The 13,472-nt window shown below is 67.7% G+C and carries 16 protein-coding genes; 2 read left to right on the plus strand and 14 right to left on the minus strand.

Features of this window, described 5'->3' with window-relative positions; genetic code table 11:
- Positions 1-12: 12 nt before the first annotated feature.
- Positions 13-1,029, minus strand: a complete 1,017-nt coding sequence (gene miaA / locus ACWPN3_RS19770; protein WP_492240883.1) for a tRNA (adenosine(37)-N6)-dimethylallyltransferase MiaA — start codon at positions 1,027-1,029, stop codon at positions 13-15.
- Between the two features lie 147 nt (positions 1,030-1,176).
- Here miaA and serB point away from each other — a divergent pair, with 147 nt between their 5' ends.
- Positions 1,177-2,127 carry a phosphoserine phosphatase SerB gene (gene serB / locus ACWPN3_RS19775; RefSeq protein ID WP_492240884.1) on the plus strand — a complete coding sequence of 317 codons (951 nt, stop codon included), beginning with the start codon at positions 1,177-1,179 and terminating at the stop codon, positions 2,125-2,127.
- Here serB and ACWPN3_RS19780 read toward each other — a convergent pair.
- From ACWPN3_RS19780 to ACWPN3_RS19840, 13 genes are all read right to left on the minus strand, one after another.
- Positions 2,103-2,513 carry a bacteriohemerythrin gene (locus ACWPN3_RS19780; RefSeq protein ID WP_109096147.1) on the minus strand — a complete coding sequence of 137 codons (411 nt, stop codon included), beginning with the start codon at positions 2,511-2,513 and terminating at the stop codon, positions 2,103-2,105. The two genes, serB and ACWPN3_RS19780, sit on opposite strands and share 25 nt — an antisense overlap.
- A gap of 225 nt (positions 2,514-2,738) precedes the next feature.
- A complete protein-coding gene (gene fabI / locus ACWPN3_RS19785) occupies positions 2,739-3,524 on the minus strand; it encodes an enoyl-ACP reductase FabI (RefSeq protein WP_109050864.1) in 786 nt (261 codons plus the stop codon).
- A gap of 320 nt (positions 3,525-3,844) precedes the next feature.
- Entirely contained in the window at positions 3,845-4,297 is a 453-nt protein-coding gene (locus tag ACWPN3_RS19790; RefSeq protein WP_109096148.1) for a YgaP family membrane protein, read from the minus strand.
- Positions 4,298-4,372: 75 nt separating this feature from the next.
- Complete coding sequence (locus ACWPN3_RS19795; protein ID WP_492240885.1) at positions 4,373-5,275, minus strand: PRC-barrel domain-containing protein; 903 nt, start codon at positions 5,273-5,275, stop codon at positions 4,373-4,375.
- A gap of 111 nt (positions 5,276-5,386) precedes the next feature.
- On the minus strand, positions 5,387-6,031 hold the full coding sequence (gene ureG / locus ACWPN3_RS19800; protein WP_109096150.1) for an urease accessory protein UreG: 645 nt from the start codon (positions 6,029-6,031) through the stop codon (positions 5,387-5,389).
- Entirely contained in the window at positions 6,028-6,744 is a 717-nt protein-coding gene (locus tag ACWPN3_RS19805) for an urease accessory protein UreF (RefSeq protein WP_492240886.1), read from the minus strand. Before ACWPN3_RS19805 ends, ureG begins: the two co-directional genes overlap by 4 nt.
- On the minus strand, positions 6,728-7,210 hold the full coding sequence (locus ACWPN3_RS19810) for an urease accessory protein UreE (RefSeq protein WP_492240887.1): 483 nt from the start codon (positions 7,208-7,210) through the stop codon (positions 6,728-6,730). Before ACWPN3_RS19810 ends, ACWPN3_RS19805 begins: the two co-directional genes overlap by 17 nt.
- Positions 7,210-8,052, minus strand: a complete 843-nt coding sequence (gene murI, locus ACWPN3_RS19815) for a glutamate racemase (protein WP_492240888.1) — start codon at positions 8,050-8,052, stop codon at positions 7,210-7,212. The genes ACWPN3_RS19810 and murI overlap by 1 nt, the downstream gene beginning before the upstream one ends.
- A 145-nt stretch (positions 8,053-8,197) precedes the next feature.
- Positions 8,198-9,907, minus strand: a complete 1,710-nt coding sequence (gene ureC, locus ACWPN3_RS19820; RefSeq protein ID WP_492240889.1) for an urease subunit alpha — start codon at positions 9,905-9,907, stop codon at positions 8,198-8,200.
- A 26-nt stretch (positions 9,908-9,933) separates the two neighbouring features.
- Positions 9,934-10,239, minus strand: a complete 306-nt coding sequence (locus tag ACWPN3_RS19825) for an urease subunit beta (protein ID WP_109096155.1) — start codon at positions 10,237-10,239, stop codon at positions 9,934-9,936.
- Positions 10,240-10,252: 13 nt separating this feature from the next.
- Positions 10,253-10,555: an urease subunit gamma gene (locus tag ACWPN3_RS19830; protein ID WP_014248459.1), complete on the minus strand. Its 303-nt coding sequence runs from the start codon at positions 10,553-10,555 to the stop codon at positions 10,253-10,255.
- A gap of 123 nt (positions 10,556-10,678) precedes the next feature.
- On the minus strand, positions 10,679-11,560 hold the full coding sequence (locus ACWPN3_RS19835) for an urease accessory protein UreD (protein ID WP_492241388.1): 882 nt from the start codon (positions 11,558-11,560) through the stop codon (positions 10,679-10,681).
- 81 nt (positions 11,561-11,641) lie between these two features.
- A complete protein-coding gene (locus ACWPN3_RS19840; RefSeq protein WP_247872799.1) occupies positions 11,642-12,295 on the minus strand; it encodes a LuxR C-terminal-related transcriptional regulator in 654 nt (217 codons plus the stop codon).
- Between the two features lie 457 nt (positions 12,296-12,752).
- Between ACWPN3_RS19840 and ACWPN3_RS19845 the strand changes: the two genes are divergently transcribed.
- Positions 12,753-13,421: a LuxR C-terminal-related transcriptional regulator gene (locus ACWPN3_RS19845; protein WP_109096158.1), complete on the plus strand. Its 669-nt coding sequence runs from the start codon at positions 12,753-12,755 to the stop codon at positions 13,419-13,421.
- Positions 13,422-13,472 lie beyond the last annotated feature (51 nt).

The raw sequence follows: 13,472 nt of genomic DNA on the forward strand, positions 1-13,472 counted from the left end.
TTCTCCTTCGGATCAGTAATTTAGTATCGTTCTCAGGCGGTCGAGCATTGCATTTCGTACCGCAAGCGAACAAGGCAGATCGATGGTATGGCAGCTATGCTGTCCTGTATGACTTACCAGCATATCGGGTGATTTGCCAACAATCTGATGCCGGAACCACGTGACCTGCCGTTTGGCATAGCGGCGGGTCGACTGCTGGGCCAGCGCTATGGCCTCGTCGAGCGGGATTTCGCCGTGCAGAACGCGGCGGAGTTCGGGCACTCCCAGGGCTTTCAGCACCGGCAGGTCGGGGGCGAGGGCCTGTTCGCGAGCCAGAGCGTCCAATCGCCGCACCTCCCCCAGCGCCCCCTGCTCCATCATCATATGGAAGCGCCTGTCGCACTGGGCATAAAGGTCGGCCCGCGGCGGATCGAGCACGAGAATGGTGAAGCGCAGATCGGCCGGCGCGCCCTGGGCGGTCCGGCTCTGCCAGTGCGACAATGGATGACCGGTGGCCTCCAGCACTTCCCAGGCGCGGGTCAGACGGGTGGTGTCGCCGGGGTTCAGCTTTGCCGACGCCGGGTCGCGGGCGACCAGTTCGGCGCGGAAGGTCTCGCCGCCGATGGCGGCCAACCGGGCATGGGCGGCGGCACGCACCTCGTCGGGGATAGGCGGCACTTCGCTCAACCCCTGCATCAGCGCGCGCAGATAGAGGCCGGTGCCGCCAACCACCACCGGCAGCCGGCCCTCGACCCTGGCGGCGGCGATCTCCGCCAGAGCCATGTTGCGCCAGCGCGCCGCCGATCCGCGTTCCGCCGCCGGCAGCACGCCGTAGAGCCGGTGGGGCGCCCGCGCCAGATCCTCAGCCGGCGGCCGGGCGGTCAGCACATCCAGGTCGGCGTAGAGCTGCATGCTGTCGGCATTGATGACGGTGCCGCCGAACGCCTCGGCGATGGCGAGCGCCAGCCCCGACTTGCCCGACGCGGTGGGGCCGCCGATGACGATGACGTCAGTCAGAGAGGTGGCCAAAGGGGCGGTGAGGTCGCTCATCGCCCTTGCATGGCGTTCCGGCGCCCGCTTTGCAACACCCAACCGCGTGCCCCAACCGCAAGCCGACGCCGAAGCTTCGTTGGACCCGGCCCCCTTGGCTGTGGTAGGCAGCGCGCAAAGGCCCTCTTTTCCTCGGGATACCCGCCGATGAACGCCGTCGCCACGCTGATCGCCCCCCGCACCGCCACGCTCGACGAGGCCGCCGTCCAGACCGCCAAGGCGGCGCTGGTCGGGCTGGGCGCCGATGCCGGCGCACCGGACTGGCTGGCGCCGGGCACCGCCTGCGACCTGCCCTTCGGCAATCTGGCACCCGAACAGGCGGAGGCGGCGATCCGCCATGCCCTGACGGCGAATGGGACCGGCGTGGCGCTGGACATCATCGCCCAGCCGGCGGCGACGCGGCGCAAGCGGCTGCTGGTTGCCGACATGGAATCGACGATCATCGAGCAGGAGATGCTGGACGAGCTTGGCGATTATGTCGGGCTGAAGGACCACATCGCCGACATCACCGCCCGCGCCATGAACGGCGAGATCGACTTCAAGGACGCGGTGCGCGAGCGGGTCGCCCTGTTGAAGGGGTTGAGCGAGACGGTGATCGACGAGGTGTGGCAGCGCGCCACCCTGATGCCGGGTGCCGCCCAGCTGGTCGGCACCATGCGCGCCAACGGCGCCGTCTGTGTCCTGGTGTCGGGCGGCTTCCGCTGCTTCACCGGCCGGGTGCGCAGCTGGATCGGCTTCGACGACGATCGCGGCAACGAGCTGGAAGTCGTCGACGGCGTGATGACCGGCAAGGTGATCGAGCCGATCCTCGACAAGGACAGCAAGCTCCAGGCGCTGATGGCCTATGCTGGCGAGCATCGCGTGCCGGTGGCGGAAACCATGGCCGTCGGCGACGGCGCCAACGACCTGCCGATGCTGCTGGCCGCCGGGCTGGGCGTGGCCTTCCATGCCAAGGCGGTGGTCGCCGCCGAGGCCCGCGCCCGCGTCGATCACGGCGATCTCACCGCCCTGCTCTACGCCCAGGGCTACCGGACGGCGGAGTTCGTGGGGTATAAGGGACGGCCCCTTCCCCCTCACGCCCACACGCCACGCACATAGGGCGTCAGCTGCGTGTCCATCAGGATGATGTGGCGGACCAGCCAGTCGGCGGTGAATTTGTAGAGCTGCTCCGCATTCTCGTGGGTAGGGTCGATCGAAAAGCGGTTGGACAGCTCGCTGACCATCTTCACCGCGGCACGGTGCATGGCGACGTGCTCCTCGAATTTCGGGTAGTGTACGATCTGCATGATCCGCTCTTCGCGGGCGAAATGCTCCTTGGTGTATTCCAGCAGCTTGACCAGGATCTTGGCGACGCGTACCGGCTGGAACCGCTCAGCAGCCAGCGCTGCGTCGAGTTCATTCAGATACTCGATCAGATGCTTGTGATCGTCGTCGATGGACGGTTGGCCGACGCTCAACTGCCGTCGCCACGTTATGGCGCCCATGACCCTGCCGCCTCCCCCCTTGCCGGCACCCCGTTAGCCCGGATTATGGCTGGTGTCACCATTGCGCCAAAACAGTCGGCGGCGTCACACGGCAATATGACGCACCCGCCAGGAGACGGGCGGAGGGGAGGCCCGGAACGAAACAGGGCGGATGCGTCGCCGCACCCGCCCCATCATGCAATCCGATCCCCGCCGCCATCGGGCAGGGATCGGGATCTGCCATCGTCAGCCGACGATGGAATAACCGCAGTCGACATAGGTGGTGTCGCCGGTGATGCCCTTCGCACCATCGGTGGCGAGGAAGGCGGTGGTGTAGCCCACCTCCTCGATGGTGACCAGACGGCCTTCCGGCGCACGCTCGGCGGCCTTGTTCATCAGCTCGTCGAAATGGGCGATGCCGGAGGCGGCGCGGGTCTTGATCGGGCCGGGGGAGATGGCATGGACACGGATGCCTTTCGGGCCCAGCTCGGCCGCCAGATAGCGGACGCTGGCTTCCAGGGCGGCCTTGACCGGACCCATGACGCCGTAATTGTCGATGACGCGGTTGGCGCCGAAATAGGACATGGTGAACAGCGACCCACCGTCCTTCATCAGCGGCTCGGCATACTTGGCCATGCGGATGAAGGAGTGGCAGGAGACGTCCATCGCCTGCTGGAAGCCCTCGCGCGAGCAATCGACGACGCGGCCGTGTAGATCCTCCTTCGGGGCGAAGGCGATGCTATGCAGCGCGAAGTCGAGCTTGCCCCACTTCTCGCCGATCTTGTCGAAGATGGCCTTCAGCTCGCCCTCGCCGGTGACGTCCACCGGTTCGAAAATCTCGGCCTCGAGCTGCTGGGCCAGCGGCTCGACGAACTTCTTGGCCTTGTCGTTCAGATAGCTGACCGCGAGGTCGGCACCCATCGCGCGGAAGGCGCGGGCGCAGCCCCAGGCGATCGACTGGTCGTTGGCGATGCCAAGAACGAGCCCCTTCTTGCCTTCGAGCGTGGCGGCGGCGGGAATGATCGTGGTCATGCGGACTGTCCTGCGGTCGATGTGACGGGAGGAGCGGCCGCAACCGTGGCGGCCTTTCGCCGTGTGCACAGACGCGGCGTTCCTTGTGCAGTGCACCATAAACGAACCGCCGCGGGTCCGCAACGTGCAATGGGCGCGAACCGCACATGCGTCTCAATCATTGCGCAGCATTGCCGCAGGAACGATCAGTAAAAGCCGAAGTCGTCCGAATTCTGTCTTTCATTGATCCATATCAAAAACGGCCTGCCAGCGTGGGACTGGCAGGCCGTTTCTTGATGACATTTCTGTTATGGCATCAGGCCGCTTGGCTGATTGCCCGCTTACCGCGCAACGCCCGGGCTGAAGGAGGGCGGATCGCTCGCCGGGAAGGATTCCTGGGAAGCCTCGTCAACGATCTCCTCCTCGCAGCTCTCCTGATAGATGTCGCCGGGATGGCGGGAATAGGGGTCGATGCCATGCTCGACATCCTGCGCTGGAAACGCGGCCCGGTCATTGTGCGACCAGTCGGCCAGCATCGCCTTGCCGGGGCAATAGCCGGTCAGGCCGCGCGCGACCAGGGCACCGCCGGCCAGCGCCATGGCGGCGCCGGTCCAGTTGGGCCGGCGCAGGCCCAGCACCGCCAACACCACGCCGCCGGCCAGCGACGCCAGCCGTTCGTTGTGGCCGACATTGATGCCGTGGCTGCCGGTGGGTCCGGGCAAGCGGTCGGCCATGGTGTCGGCAATGCCGCGCAGGTTGCGCTGGGCCGTATCGGTGATCGAAGAGAGTTCCATGTCGGTCCTCCTGAATGCGGGTCCCGGTCAGACGGGTCCCAATCGGGGATCGTCCGCCATCGGATCGTTAACGCGTCACTGTTGGGAAACCGGCGGCTGGGGGCTGCCGTTCCCGGACGGCGTCTGCGCGGCGGCATCCGGCGCCGCCTGTGGCGCACCGCCCTGCCCCATTCCGGCACCGGGCGTCGCCCCGCTGGAACCGGCGGCGCCGCGCGCCTGCTGCAATTCGCCATTCAGCCGCGCCACTTCCTGCGACAGGCGCTGCACCTCCTGGCGCAGCGGTGCCGCCGAGATATCGCCATTCCCGCCGGCGGCGCCGGCAATGGCGGCCAGCGTAGCGGAATCGCGCATCCAGTAGGGGGCGACGCCATAATAGGTGTGAACCGCCATCGCCCACTGGCGGTCGTTCATGTTCGGGCGGTTCTTGTCGTCGAAACGCGGCGCGTTGGTCAGCTTGTCCTTCGGCACATTCAGGACATAGCCCTCGCCCGACGGGGCGAACAGCGCCCACGGAACCGCGAAGTCGGCCTCGCCGATGCCAAGGAAGCCGCCCAGCTCGACCACGGCATAGGCGACGCGCCCGGTGCCGGGATCGATGATCAGTTCGGAGATGCTGCCGAGATCCTTGCCGTCCGGGCTGCGCAGCTTGGCATTCTCAAGATCGTCGGCCGCGATGGCGCGCGGACGGGCGATGGAATCCTGCAATGCCGTCGCCTCGCCCAGGATGGCTTGGCAGGCGGGGGCGTTGCCCTTCTGCGCGGCGGCCTGGGCCGCCTGCTGAAGCGCGCGCAGCTGGGCGGTTTCCTGCTGGGTCACCGGTGCGGCGGAGCCGGGGCCGGCAGCCTCGAGAGCCGCCGCCTGCTGTCCCAGCCGGTCGAGCCCAGCCGCGCAGTCGTCGGCCGCCAACGCGGGCGCGGCGAAGGACAGGGTTCCCAGCGCGGCCAGCAGCAGGGCCGTTGCAGGGGTGGGGCGCGTCATCAGGGCATCCTCCGGCTTGAATCGTCTCATGCTGCATGAACAGCATGGTCAAGCCGGAGGTTCCATCGGCCAGAGAATCCCGGGCGCCGATCTTCCCCCAGTTGTGAACGGTCAGCCCGGAAGGGGCAATCCACCGCGCTGGACGATGAAGGACTGGATGGCATCGACCCCCTCGCCCGCCTTTACGTTGGCGAAGACGAAGGGACGGTCGCCGCGCATCTTGCGGGCGTCGCGGTCCATCACCTCCAGGCTGGCACCGACCATCGGCGCGAGATCGGTCTTGTTGATGACCAGCAGGTCCGACCGGGTGATGCCCGGCCCGCCCTTGCGCGGGATCTTGTCGCCGGCCGACACGTCGATGACGTAGATGGTGATGTCCGCCAGTTCCGGCGAGAAGGTCGCCGCGAGGTTGTCGCCACCCGATTCGATGAAGATCAGGTCGAGGTTGGGGAACTTGACGTTCATCTGGTCGACGGCGGCGAGGTTGATCGAGGCGTCCTCGCGGATCGCGGTGTGCGGGCAGCCGCCGGTCTCCACCCCCATGATCCGTTCCGGCTTCAGCGCGCCGGAGCGGGTGAGGAACTCCGCATCCTCCTTGGTATAGATGTCGTTGGTGATCGCCGCGACCTCCCAATCCTCGCGCATGCGCTTGCACAGCGCGTCGGTCAGTGCGGTCTTGCCGGAGCCGACGGGACCGCCGATGCCGACGCGAAGCGGGCCGGCGTGGCTCTTTTCGATAGCGGGGAGAGCGCTCATGAGCGGAACAGCCTCGTATATTGGGTTTCGTGGATCATCGAGGTCCAATCGACGGCCATCGCCCGGCCGCCGAGAGCGTCGAGCGGGGCCGCCAGCGCCGCGTCGGCCGCCCGGTGGGTGATGGGGTCGAGGGCGGCCAGCGCCCGCTGTCCGTCGGTCTGGCCCAGCGGCACCAGCCGCACGCCGGCCGAAACGAGGTTGGCGGAGAAGGCATGCAGATAAGCGGTCAGCGCCGGCCCTTCGGCCACACCGATCAGGGATGCCGCCAGCGCCACCGCAACCGTATAGGCGACCGGCCGCCCGGTGCCGGCGATCACCGCATCCCAGCGCGCCAGCCCGTCGAGCGGCCATGCGGCGCGGATCGCCAGCAGGAAGGCCTGCCCCTGTGCCCGCGATTCCAGCCCCATCTCTGCCGACGCACGCAGGATGTCGGCCCGTTCCACCGCCCAGGCGAACCCGGCCTCGTCACCGGCCAGCACGGCCCGGTGGGCCGCGGCGAACAGCATGCCGTCGGTCCGCCCGGCGCCATGGCGCAGGATGCCGTCGAGCCAGACGATCATCGTCGCCCGGTCGCGCACCAGCCCCTGCTCCACCGCCGCCTCGATGCCATGGCTGTAGGAAAAGCCGCCGACCGGAAAGCTGGGCGACAGCCACGCCAGAAGGCGCGTCAGGGCGTGGGTGGAGACGCCATCCACGTCAGTGCGAATGACCATGCCCGCCGCCATGCGAATGCCCGCCATAGGCGCCGCCTTCCGGCATGAAGGGTGCCGACACGTCGCGCACCTCGGCCCCCAACCCGCGCAGCATGTCCTCGATCACATGATCGCGGCGCAGCCGGATGGTGTCGCCGACGATCTGCACCGGCAGGTGGCGGTTGCCGAGATGCCAGGCGACGCGGGCGAAGGCCTCGACCGGGCCGGGGACACGGACTTCCATCAACTCCTCAGGCGCGGCGACCACGCGGAGGAAGCTGCCGTCGCCCAGTTCCAGCCCGTCGCCGTCGTCCAGCGCCACCGCCCGCGGCAGGTCGAGCAGGAAGGTGCCGCCGGCATCGTCGGTCATCGCCATGCGGCGGCGGAAGCGGTCGTCGAAGGCGAGCGTCACGGTGCCGGCCGCCTGCTCGACCGGCCAATGGCCGCGGGCGTGGACTCGGGTGGCACGGCGGGCGGGATCGGTCATCAGATAAGCCGTTCAAAGGGGGTCGGGTGGCCGAAGAAGCGGCCGGCCAGTTCGCTGACCAGCGCCGCGTCTCCGGTGGTGAAGAATTTCAGGCCACGCTCGGCCGGGTCAGGGCGGTATTCGGGGTGGCGGTCGAGATACTGCTCCAGCGAACGGGCGGTCAGCGTCGGCTGGCACAGCACTTCCACCCCCGGCGGCAGCGCACGGGCGAACAGGTGGCGGACCAGCGGGTAATGGGTGCAGCCCAGCACCACCGTGTCCAGCGGCTGGCTGCCCATCTTGTCCAGCAGGACGCGGACATAGCCGTTCACCGCCGGCTCGATCTCGTCGTCCGACGCGCCGCGTTCGATCAGCGGCACCAGATCGGGGCAGGCCTGCTGCACGACGCGGACGGACGGCGCCCGCTTGCCGATCTCCCGCGGGAAGGAGCCGGAGTTGACCGTCGCCGCGGTGGCGAAGATGCCGACGCTGCGCGGTTCGGCGAGATGGTCGGGCGGAACGGTGTCGATCATCCACGGCACGCGGGTGATCGCCTCCACCATCGGCACCAGCACGCCCAGCACGTTGCGGCCGGGATGGGCGGACGGCAGCCATTCCTGCTGGAGCCGGCGCAGCGCGACGGCCGCGGCGGTGTTGCAGGCGATGACGACCAGCCGGCAGCCCTGGGCGAACAGCCGGTCCATCCCGGCGATGGTCAGCCGGTAGATGTCGTCCTCGCTGCGCGGACCGTAGGGCGCGGCGGCATGGTCGCCGAGATAGACGAAGGGCCGACCGGGGGCCGCGTCCACCAGGGCGCGCAGCACCGTCAATCCGCCATGTCCTGAGTCGAATACACCGATCAACTGCTTGAGCCCTACCGAAAACCCCTTCTCCCCCCTGGGGAGAAGGTTGGGATGAGGGGGTTCGGCGCAGCCGAAAGAGTTCCGGCCTGCGCATCCCCCTCACCCTAACCCTGTCCCCAGCGGGGAGAGGGGATAAAAACGTGCTTCAGAACAGGAAATACCGCTGCGACATCGGCAGCACGTCCGCCGGTTCGCAGGTCAGCAGCTGTCCATCCGCCCGCACCTCGTAGGTTTCGGGGTCGACCTCGATGTGCGGGGTGGCGTCGTTGTGGATCATGTCCTTCTTGCCGACGGTGCGGGTGCCCTTGACGGCGATCAGTTCGCGGTGCAGGCCAAGCTGGCGGCCGACGTCCAGCTCCAGCGCCTTGGCGCTGACGAAGGTCACGCTGCTGGCCTGCATCGCCCGGCCGAAGGCGCCGAACATCGGGCGGTAATGCACCGGCTGCGGCGTCGGGATCGAGGCGTTGGGATCGCCCATCAGCGCGGCGGCGATGGTGCCGCACTTGATCACCATGTCCGGCTTCACCCCGAAGAAGGCAGGCGACCACACCACCAGATCGGCCAGCTTGCCGACCTCGACCGAGCCGACGACATGGCCGATGCCGTGCGACAGCGCCGGGTTGATGGTGTATTTGGCGATGTAGCGCTTGACCCGGAAATTGTCGTTGTCGCCGGTCTCCTGCGGCAGACGCCCGCGCTGGAGCTTCATCTTGTGCGCGGTCTGCCAGGTGCGGATCACCACCTCGCCCAGCCGGCCCATCGCCTGGCTGTCCGACGAGATCATGGAGAAGACACCCAGGTCGTGCAGGATGTCCTCCGCCGCGATGGTCTCGCGCCGGATGCGGCTTTCGGCGAAGGCGACGTCTTCCGGAATGCGCGGGCTGAGGTGATGGCACACCATCAGCATGTCGAGATGCTCGTCCACCGTGTTGATGGTGAAGGGCCGCGTCGGGTTGGTCGAGCTGGGCAGCACGTTGGCGAGGCTGGCCACCCGGATGATGTCCGGCGCATGTCCACCGCCCGCCCCTTCGGTGTGGAAGGTGTGGATGGTGCGGCCCTTGAATGCCGCGATGGTGTCCTCGACGAAACCCGATTCGTTCAGCGTGTCGGTGTGGATCGCCACCTGGACGTCCAGCTGGTCGGCCACCGTCAGGCAGGTGTCGATGGAGTCGGGCGTGGTGCCCCAATCCTCGTGCAGCTTCAGGCCGCAGGCGCCGGCGGCGATCTGCTCCAGCAGCGCGTCGGGACGGCTGGTGTTGCCCTTGCCGAAGAAGCCCAGGTTGATCGGCAGTCCTTCGGCGGCCTGGAGCATCCGCTCCATGTGCCACGGCCCCGGCGTGCAGGTGGTGGCCGAGGTGCCGGCGGCCGGGCCGGTGCCGCCGCCCAGCATGGTGGTGACGCCGCTGTTCAGCGCCTCGTCCACCTGCTGCGGGCAGATGAAATGGATGTGGGCGTCGATGCCGCCGGCAGTGACGATCTTGCCTTCGCCGGCGATCACCTCGGTGCCCGGACCGATGATGATGTCGACGCCGGGCTGGATGTCGGGGTTGCCGGCCTTGCCGATGGCGGCGATGCGCCCGCCGGTGATGCCGATGTCGGCCTTGACGATGCCCCAATGGTCGATGATCAGGGCGTTGGTGATGACGGTGTCGACGGCTCCCTGGTGACGCGAGCGCTGGCTTTGTCCCATGCCGTCGCGGATCACCTTGCCGCCGCCGAACTTCACCTCCTCGCCATAGACAGTGTGGTCGCGTTCGACCTCGACGATCAGGTCAGTGTCGGCCAGCCGGATGCGGTCACCGGTGGTCGGGCCATAGAGGGCCGCATATTCGGCCCGGTCGATGCGGTGCGCCATTGTCGTTCGCCCTTCCTGTCGGCCCGTCAGAGGGCGCCGTTGACCTTGCGGTTGAAGCCGATGACCACCCGGTCGCCGTCATAGGCGACCAGCGTCACGCGCCGGGTCTGGCCGGGCTCGAAGCGCACCGCCGTCCCGGCCGGAATGTCGAGCCGGAAACCCCTGGCCTGCTCGCGGTCGAAGGTCAGCGCGCTGTTGGTCTCGTAGAAATGGTAGTGCGAACCGACTTGGATCGGGCGGTCGCCGGCATTGGCGACGTCGAGTTCGACGGTGGCACGGCCGTCGTTCAGCACGATCTCGCCGGCCGCCGGGAAGATTTCACCGGGTTTCATCGGGCATCCCCTCTCAACGGATCGGCTGGTGGACGGTGACGAGCTTGGTACCGTCGGGGAAGGTCGCCTCGACCTGGATGTCGTGGATCATCTCGGGGATGCCCTCCATCACCTGATCGCGGGTCAGCACGGTGGCACCGTCCCGCATCAGTTCTGCCACCGTGCGGCCGTCTCGCGCACCCTCCACCACGTAATCGGTGATGAGGGCGACCGCCTCCGGGTGGTTCAGCTTGACGCCGCGCTCCAGCCGCCGCCGCGCCACCATCGCCGCCATCGCGACGAGCAGCTTGTCCTTCTCGCGCCCTGTCAGGTTCATCGGGGGATTGCCCTTTCGCCGCCCTGTTCGTTGCCGGCGATTATGCCACGCCGGGACGGCACGCCAAGTGCGTCGTATGACGTAGAGGGTTGAAAGTGCTGGCGCCAAAGCTCGGGCAGCGCCTCACACCTCCCACAGCCGCGGCAGGCGGGTGGGCAGACCCGCGGCTTCGGCGCGCAGGCCCGACCACAGCATCGCATAGGCGCGCCGCACGGTGCGGGCATCGCCGCCGAGGATGCGGACGATCAGCAGGCCGTCCAGCGCGGTGGCGCCGATGCGGGCGCCCTCGATCGGCTCGGCCAGTGCGCGGACCGCATCGAGGTGGCGGGCGGCGTCGGGAGCGGCATGGAGAAGGGTGGCGCAGGCGGCGGCGCCACCGAAGCCGGCGGGATGGGCCAGCGCCTCGGCGATGTCGTCGTCCAGATGCAGGGCGTCGGCCCAGACCAGGCGGCCGTCGCGGGCAACCTCCCAGGCGTCGCGGATCAGGCCGCGGGTGACCGTCTCGCCGAAGGCGGCGCGGCCGAAGACCAGCATCTCGCCGGCGATGGCGCGGCCGTCGCCCGACAAATCGATCCGGGTCAGGCGGCGCAGGCGGGAGCCTTCGAAGACGATGGCTTCCTGCGGCATCCATTCCAGCCAGCCGCCCTCCTCCACCGACAGGGCGGTGTCGATGCGGCAGTCTGCGCCGGTGGAGCGATAGACCTTCTCGGCCGCCTGGGTGGTGATCAGCGCCCTGGTGCCGGCCCCGACGGACAGGGCGATGTCCATGCGGTCGCCGCCGACCATTCCGCCCGAGGTTGTGGCGAGCACCGCGATGGGAAGGTCGTCCCGGCGCGGCGTCGGCATCAGCACCCGCAGCGGGTCATGGTGGTAAAGCGTCGCCAGCCGGGTCTCGCCGTGGCGATGCTCGAAGCGGACGGTGGCGGCGCCATGGACGGCGACCTTCTTTTCCTCGCGCGCCGTTTCTCCGCCCGCCGACTCTTCCGGCCTGTCGGCCACCGCCACCTGAACCAAGCGCCCGCTCCTGACTGGATCATAGGGTCGCCAGTCTGCCGGAAGCGGGGCCGTTCAGGCAATGCGGACTCTTCAGCCTTCTCCGGTGAAGCAGCCGTTGCGGGCGGCGACCACCGCCACCTGGGTGCGGTTGCGCACGCCGAGCTTCTGCATGATGGCGCGCACATGCACCTTTACCGTGCCTTCCAGCACGCCAAGGCCGCGGGCGATCTCCTTGTTGGAGTGGCCGGCCAGCAAAAGCTCGAACACGTCGCGCTGGCGGTCGGTCAGCCGGTCCAGGATGTCGTCGTTGCCGCGCGGCCCCTCGGCCAGCGCCCCGTTCAGCACGGCACGCGGCAGCGGCAGGAAGATGTCGCCGCTGAGCGCCAGCGAGATGGCATGCTCCAGCACCTCCGGCGGGCTGGTCTTCAGCACATAGCCGCGGGCGCCCATGCGAACGCTGTCGACGATGTCGGCCACCTCGTCGGAGTTGGTCAGGATCAGGACCGGTACCTCGCCCAGAGCCTCCTTCAGACGGCGCAGTCCGGCGATGGCACCACCGCCCGCGTCATCCTCATCCACGCGCGGCGGGCCGGGGTCGTATAGGACAAGGGCCAGCTCGGGAGTCTGGCGGCCGATGTTCAGCGCTTCATCCAACGACCCGGCCTCCAGCACGCGCGTCCCAGGACAGATCTCGCCGATGGACAGCGCGAAGCCATGGCGGACCATCGGCTGCTCGTCGACCACCAGAAAAATCCGCGTGGGATTGCCCGCGCTACGCGAACCACCGCGCGCTTGAAGCTCGAACTCCATCGTGTCCCCTTATTCTCAGCGGACCGCTCCTCAGTTAGGGCCAAGAACACCAAAAAGCCCCAATGGGAAAGCGGTTCATTCGCGCCGCTCCTTGGCGCAGCTACCCCTAAATATCGAATGAATGGATCTACGATCATTTTCACCGCAAATCCGATCTATTGGCTGTGACTTTCCTGTTCTCACCTTGCGCTGTTGGTTAATGAACCGTATAAATCATCGCAGCATGAAGCGTAAAGCCCGCTGTTCCGAACAATATTGTTCTAATTTTCTATGTTCGGAGTCCGTGCGGACCGGGCCAACCGGTCCGGTCCTTTTCCTGGACCTTCAGGCACGGAACAAAAGGGGGGATCGCCGCTGCCCGGAAAAAGGGCGGCTCAGCGGAGGATGATCGATGACGACATGGACTGTGATGCTGGTCGACCACGACCGGCTGTTTTCTGCGGCACTGGCAACGCTGATCGGCGGCGGCCCCTTCCGGGTCAGCACCCACGCGGCCAGCGCCGACGACGCGCTCGACCTGATTGCCGACGGCGAGGAACCCGACCTGATCGTGCTGGCGCTGCAGGATGGCATGCCGGAGGAGATTGCCGGCATCCGGAGGTTGCGTGACGGCACCTCCGCCCGGATTGCCGTGCTGGCCGATACCATCGCCGACCGCAGCCTGTCGCAGTCGCTGAAGGCCGGCGCCGACGCCTATCTGAACAAGAGCATGTCGAGCGAGAGCCTGCTGCGCTCCCTGCGGCTGGTGATGCTGGGCGAGGTGGTCTATCCCACCCATGTCGCCGGCCTGCTGATGGCCGCCGCCAACGAACGGCCGCAGCACAACCCCATCCCGATCACCATGCCGCCCAGCGGCGACCTGTCGAAGCGTGAGGTCCAGATCCTGCGTTGCCTGCTGGCCGGCCAGTCGAACAAGGCCATCGCGCGCAACCTGCACATCACCGAATCGACGGTGAAGATGCATTTCAAGAATGTGATGCGGAAGATCAACGCACAGAACCGGACGCAGGCCGCGGTGTGGGCCATCCAGAACGGCTTGTCGCCGCTGGTGACGGCGTAGGTTCTGGTTGGGGGAGGAATTCCCCCTCCCTTCCCATGTTTCGCATGGGCT

It is taken from the genome of Azospirillum sp. UENF 111221 (assembly GCF_058780625.1).

Excerpts from the sequence above, each read along its gene's own strand:
- ACWPN3_RS19810 (WP_492240887.1), bottom strand. The coding sequence starts at position 7,210 with ATGACCGATCCCGCCCGCCGTGCCACCCGAGTCCACGCCCGCGGCCAT.
- ACWPN3_RS19780 (WP_109096147.1), bottom strand. The coding sequence starts at position 2,513 with ATGGGCGCCATAACGTGGCGACGGCAGTTGAGCGTCGGCCAACCGTCC.
- ureC (WP_492240889.1), bottom strand. The coding sequence starts at position 9,907 with ATGGCGCACCGCATCGACCGGGCCGAATATGCGGCCCTCTATGGCCCG.
- ACWPN3_RS19805 (WP_492240886.1), bottom strand. The coding sequence starts at position 6,744 with ATGGTCATTCGCACTGACGTGGATGGCGTCTCCACCCACGCCCTGACG.
- ureG (WP_109096150.1), bottom strand. The coding sequence starts at position 6,031 with ATGAGCGCTCTCCCCGCTATCGAAAAGAGCCACGCCGGCCCGCTTCGC.
- ACWPN3_RS19825 (WP_109096155.1), bottom strand. The coding sequence starts at position 10,239 with ATGAAACCCGGTGAAATCTTCCCGGCGGCCGGCGAGATCGTGCTGAAC.
- serB (WP_492240884.1), top strand. The coding sequence starts at position 1,177 with ATGAACGCCGTCGCCACGCTGATCGCCCCCCGCACCGCCACGCTCGAC.
- fabI (WP_109050864.1), bottom strand. The coding sequence starts at position 3,524 with ATGACCACGATCATTCCCGCCGCCGCCACGCTCGAAGGCAAGAAGGGG.
- ACWPN3_RS19795 (WP_492240885.1), bottom strand. The coding sequence starts at position 5,275 with ATGACGCGCCCCACCCCTGCAACGGCCCTGCTGCTGGCCGCGCTGGGA.
- ACWPN3_RS19830 (WP_014248459.1), bottom strand. The coding sequence starts at position 10,555 with ATGAACCTGACAGGGCGCGAGAAGGACAAGCTGCTCGTCGCGATGGCG.
- ACWPN3_RS19845 (WP_109096158.1), top strand. The coding sequence starts at position 12,753 with ATGACGACATGGACTGTGATGCTGGTCGACCACGACCGGCTGTTTTCT.
- miaA (WP_492240883.1), bottom strand. The coding sequence starts at position 1,029 with ATGAGCGACCTCACCGCCCCTTTGGCCACCTCTCTGACTGACGTCATC.
- ACWPN3_RS19790 (WP_109096148.1), bottom strand. The coding sequence starts at position 4,297 with ATGGAACTCTCTTCGATCACCGATACGGCCCAGCGCAACCTGCGCGGC.